General features: G+C 76.3%; 4 protein-coding genes and 1 pseudogene. 3 read left to right on the forward strand and 2 right to left on the reverse strand.

The window, feature by feature from the left end:
* Positions 1 to 133: 133 nt before the first annotated feature.
* Entirely contained in the window at positions 134 to 643 is a 510-nt protein-coding gene (locus tag FA014_RS17575) for a YbjN domain-containing protein (RefSeq protein WP_230323342.1), read from the reverse strand.
* Positions 640 to 1,089, reverse strand: coding sequence for a YbjN domain-containing protein (locus FA014_RS17580; protein ID WP_230323344.1), 450 nt, complete (start codon positions 1,087 to 1,089; stop codon positions 640 to 642). Before FA014_RS17580 ends, FA014_RS17575 begins: the two co-directional genes overlap by 4 nt.
* A gap of 247 nt (positions 1,090 to 1,336) precedes the next feature.
* On the opposite strand from FA014_RS17580, the gene FA014_RS17585 reads away from it, so the two are divergent.
* The 3 genes and pseudogenes from FA014_RS17585 to FA014_RS17595 all read left to right on the forward strand — a co-directional run.
* A complete protein-coding gene (locus tag FA014_RS17585) occupies positions 1,337 to 1,903 on the forward strand; it encodes a YbjN domain-containing protein (RefSeq protein WP_230323345.1) in 567 nt (188 codons plus the stop codon).
* A 10-nt stretch (positions 1,904 to 1,913) separates the two neighbouring features.
* A complete protein-coding gene (locus FA014_RS17590) occupies positions 1,914 to 3,905 on the forward strand; it encodes an HSP90 family protein (protein ID WP_154730926.1) in 1,992 nt (663 codons plus the stop codon).
* Positions 3,902 to 5,117: pseudogene (locus FA014_RS17595) on the forward strand (hypothetical protein); the annotation flags it as partial. The gene FA014_RS17590 and the pseudogene FA014_RS17595, both read left to right, overlap by 4 nt.

Consider the following 5,117-nt stretch of genomic DNA (forward strand, 5'->3'; position numbering starts at 1 on the left):
CACGGCGGCGCCGGGGACGCCTGCGGGACGGGCGCCGCCGCGGCGGGTCCGGCCGCCCCGGTTCTCCTGGGGCTGCCGACGCTCGGGCGGCGCTGAGCCCGTCCGGGCGCGGCGCCCCGCGCGCCCGCGCCGCTCAGACCTGCGGCGGCAGCAGCTGGTCGAACGACGCGAAGCTCTGCACGCCGGTGCCCAGCCCGCACGACACGAGCTGGTCCAGCTGCTCGGCGGTCACGCCGTGCTCCAGGTCGGTCGACACCTCGCTGTACACGGCGAGCTCGCCCTCCTCCTCGCGGAGGTAGAGCTTCGGCCAGATGCGCTCGCGGTTCCAGTCGTTGAGCGCGAGCGTCACCGCCCGGCGGCTGTCGACCGGCAGCTGCCGGTGCCAGCGGCCGCGCACCTGCAGGATCTCCCGCTGCTCGCCGAGCAGCAGGAACCAGAACCGGGAGTCGTTCCACACGCCGGTCAGGTCGCCGTCCTCGTCGACCCGGTAGTGGTACCCCCGGGCGGCCAGCGTCGCGGCGACCCGGTCGCGGGTCAGCGCGGTCGGGCGGGCCTGCAGCGGCACCCGGCGCTGCGGCGCCGTGGCGGCCGCGCGCTCGCCGAGCACCCGGGACAGCCAGCCCGGCGTGCGGGGCGCGGTCACGGGGCCACCGCCGCGGGGTCGGGGTAGAGCTCGTCGATCGCGTCGAAGAACGTGCTCGACGTGCTGAGACCGCAGAACAGGATCTGGCTCAGCTGCTCGTCGGTGGCGCCGTGCTCCAGGTCGGTGGACACCTCGGCGACGACGTGCACCATGCCGTTGTCCCGCACCCGGACGTAGGCCTTCGGCCAGATGCGCTCGGCGTTCCACTCGGTGCAGGCGTCCAGCACCTCCTCGAGCCGCTCGATCGCGATCTCGCGGTTCCACTGCCCGCGCACCTGGACGATCTCCTGGTGGTCGCCGAACAGGAAGAAGTAGAACAGCCGCCCGCGCCACAGCCCGCCGAGGTCGCCGTCGTCGTCGGTGAAGTAGTGGAAGTCGTTGCGCTCGAACCAGCGCACGACCCGCTCGGTGCTCAGCGGGGTGGGGCGGCCGTCGTCCACGGACACGCCGCCGGGTTCCGACCCGCGCGCACCACCCCGACCCGGGTTGGCGGGGACCGGCGCGGCCTCGCGACCGTTCGCCGGGCGGCCCGGTCCGCGGCGGGGGCGGCGGTTCCCGAACAGACCCATGCGCACACCATACGCGCGGGCGCCCACGCCGCCATCGTGTCCCGGCCCCGTTCACCGGATCGGACATCTCGGGCGGCCGTGCGTCCCCGCGATCGGGTTAGGCTCGTTCCGGACGGGCCCTCGCGTGCCCGCCACCAGCACCGACGCAGCCCGCGGGACCGACGTGGCCCCGCACGACAACCACGAGGACGCCATGGGTTTCTTCACCAAGCCGGACGCCGCGGCGTCCGTCCCCGGACCGCAGCCGCTCTCCCACCAGCGCATCATCGACGTGCTGGACGCGCGCGAGATGAAGTACGGCGTCGACGACGACGGCGACATCGGCGGCTACTGGGACGGGCACCTGTTCTACTTCTTCCGGCTCGGCGGCCAGCAGGAGTACCTGCAGACCCGCGGCCGGTGGAACCGGAAGGTCGGCATCGACCAGTACGCGCGCGTCGTCGACCTGGTGAACACCTGGAACTCCGAGAAGCTGTGGCCGAAGGGCTACGTGCGCGCCGAGGACGGCGTCGTGGGCGTCTACGCCGAGCACACCGTCGACTACGAGCACGGCGCCACCGACGAGCAGATCGACCTGCACCTGGCCTGCGGCATCACCACCGCGCTGAGCCTGTTCGAGCACCTGGACGAGCAGTTCCCGGCCGAGGCGGCCGAGGCGAAGGCCGCCGAGGCCGCCGCGCAGGGGGAGTGACGCACCACCGATGACGGACCCCGCCGCGCGGGCGTTCCAGGTCGACCTGCACGGCGTGGTCGACCTGCTCGCCCGGCACCTGTACTCCGGACCCCGGGTCTACCTGCGCGAGCTGCTGCAGAACGGCGTCGACGCGATCACCGCGCGCCGCGCCGAGGACCCGGGGTGCCCGGCCACCGTCCGGCTGCGCCCCCTGCCGGACGGGTCGCTGCTCGTCACCGACTCCGGGGTGGGCCTGACCCGTGCCGAGGCGGAGGAGCTGCTGGCGACCGTCGGCCGGTCGTCCAAGCGGGACCTCGACCTCGGGGTCGGGCGCGAGGAGTTCCTCGGGCAGTTCGGCATCGGCCTGCTGTCGGCGTTCATGGTGGCCGACCGCATCGAGCTCGTGTCGCGGTCCGCCCGCGACCCGCAGGCGCCGGCCGTGCGCTGGCGCGGGCACGCCGACGGGTCGTACGACCTGGTCGAGCTGCCGGACGCCGACCTGCCGGCGGGCAGCACCGTGCGGCTGCGGCCGCGGCGGGACCTGGAGCACTGGCTGGCGGGGGAGACGGTCGCGGCGCTCGCGGCCGAGTTCGGCTCGCTGCTGCCGGTCGACGTGGCGGTGGAGGTGCCGCTGGGGGCCGCTGCGGCGGCGGGCCCGGCGTGGGTGGCGGCCGCCGGCGACCCGGCCCTCGACCTGCCCGTCGACGGCACGCCCCGGCCCGGCCACGCCTGGCGGCGGATCTCGGCGCCCGAGCCCCCCTGGGCGCGCATCTACCCCGACGAGGCCGCCCGCGCGCAGGCGCTCGCCCGGTACTGCGAGCAGACGCTGGGGTTCACGCCGCTGGCGCACATCGACCTGTCGGTGCCGCTGGCCGGCGTGTCCGGGGTCGCGTTCGTGCTGCCCGCCGCGGTGCCCCCGGGCGGTGGCGGGTCGCACCGGGTCTACCTCAAGCGGATGCTGCTCGGCGCGCGCGTCGACGGGCTGCTGCCCGAGTGGGCGTTCTTCGTCCGGTGCGTCATCGACGCCTCGGGCCTGCGCCCGACCGCGTCCCGCGAGGCGCTGTACACGGACGAGGTGCTGCTCGCGACGCAGGAGGCGCTCGCGGACGCCGTCCGGTCCTGGACGCTGCGCACCCTGGAGTCGTCGACCGCCCTGGCGCGCGAGTTCGTCGGCACGCACCACCTGGCCGTGCGCTCGCTGGCGCTGACCGACGACACGATGCTCGACCTCGCCGCGCGGATCCTGCCGTACGAGACGACCGACGGGACGCTGACGCTCGCCGAGGTCGCCGCGGAGCACGGGCAGGTGGTGTTCGCGCCGACGCTCGAGGAGTACAAGCGGATCGCGCCGGTCGCCCGCGCGCAGGGCCTCGCGGTCGTGAACGCGGGCTACGTGTACGACGCCGACCTGCTGGCGCGGCTCGCCGCCCGGGGCCCCGGGCGCGGCCTCGGCGAGGTGCGGCCGCTCGGGGCCGGCGACATCGCGCAGGTGCTCGCCCCCGTGACCCCCGAGCGCGAGCTCGCGACCCTGGACGCGGTGCGGGCCGGCGGTCAGGTGCTGCGCCCGCTCGACACCGAGCTGGTGCTGCGGACCTTCGACCCCGCCGAGCTGCCCGCCGTCCTGCTGCACGACCGGGACGGCGACCACCAGCGCGACCTGCAGGCGGCGATGGCCGAGGCCGACGACGTGTGGAGCGACGTGCTCGCGGGGTTCGCCGCGCCCGCCGCCGCCCGCCGGCTGGTGCTCAACGACGCGAGCCCGCTGGTGCGGGACCTGCTCGACGCACCGCCGGGCGAGGTGTTCGCCGCGGGGCTGCGGTCGCTGTACGTGTCGGCGCTGCTGCTGTCCGGCGAGCCGCTGCGCGCGCGGGAGTCGGAGCTGATGACCGGGTCGATGTCGGTGCTGCTGCGCGCGGGTCTGCGCGGAGCCGCCGCGGGGCACGGCGAGGGGGTGCCGGGCGCGCTGCCCGGCGCCGACGACGAGGCGGCCGGGGGACCGGCCGGGGAGGAGCGCGCGTGACGCGCACGCTGGACGACGCCAACCGCGAGATCACCCGCGTGCGGCAGATGCCGTACGGGCTCGCCCGCACCCAGGCGGCCGAGCGCCAGGTGCGGCTGGTCGACGCCGAGGGGCCCGACGCGGCGCGCGCCTACGCGCTCAGCACGCTGGTCGAGGCGTACCAGTGGGGCGGCGAGGTCGACCGGTCGTTCGTCGCGTTCGCGCGGCTGCTGCGCTGGTGGGACGAGCACCCCGAGCACTTCGACGCCCAGGACCGGCACGGCCTGTTCTGGTCGTTCAAGTGGATGATCTCGGGCCTCGCCGACTTCCCGACCGTGCCCGCCGAGCAGATCGACCGCACGCTCGCCGACATGGAGCGCCGGTACGCCCTGGCCGGCAACGGCATGGACGCCGTCGCCTACGAGCGGTTCGCGTGGGCGCGCCAGCGCGGCGCCGCGGACGTCGAGGCCGCGTTCCAGGCGTGGGTGGCCACCCCGCGGGACGACTTCTCCCAGTGCGAGGCCTGCGACCCGGGGGACCGCGCGGCGTGGCTGCTGGCCACCGACCGCGCGGAGGAGGGCATCCGGCTCATCGAGCAGACGCTCGCCGAGGACCCGTCCTGCGCGTCCGAGCCCGCCGACATGCTGTCGTACCTCGCCGAGGCGTACCTCGACCAGGGCCGGCCCCGCGACGCCGCCCGCACGCACCGGCGCGCCGTCGCGGCGCTGGCCGAGGCCGAGTCCGACATGGTCGGGGCCCGCGGCCGCCGGGTGCGGCTCCTCGCGCGCGGCGGGCAGGCCGAGCGGGCCGTGCGCGCCATCGAGGCGGACCAGCAGTACCTCACGGGCGGCGACACGCCGTACTCGCGGCTGGCGTTCGCGCGGCTGGTCGGCGCCGCCACCCACGTGCTGCGCGGGGCCGGGCGGGGCGACCTGCCGGTCCGGCTCACCGCCGTGCCCGCGACCACGGTGGCGGAGCTCGACGACTGGCTGCGCGCCGAGGCGACCGCGCTGGCGGCGCGGTTCGACGAGCGCAACGGCACGACCGCCGAGAGCGAGTCCGTGGCGCGGGCCTGGGCGACCGGGCCGGCCGCGGACGTGCTGGACCTGGACGTGCTGCCGCGCGGGCTGGCCGCCGGCGCGGGGCGACCGGAGCCGTCCGCGTCGTCCGCGCCGGCGGGTCCGTCCGTCGGGGGCGGGCCGGTGCCCGGTGGCACCGGTGCGGGCCCGGCGG

This window comes from Cellulomonas hominis (genome assembly GCF_005239125.1).
In the GTDB taxonomy this organism is placed as follows: domain Bacteria; phylum Actinomycetota; class Actinomycetes; order Actinomycetales; family Cellulomonadaceae; genus Cellulomonas; species Cellulomonas hominis_A.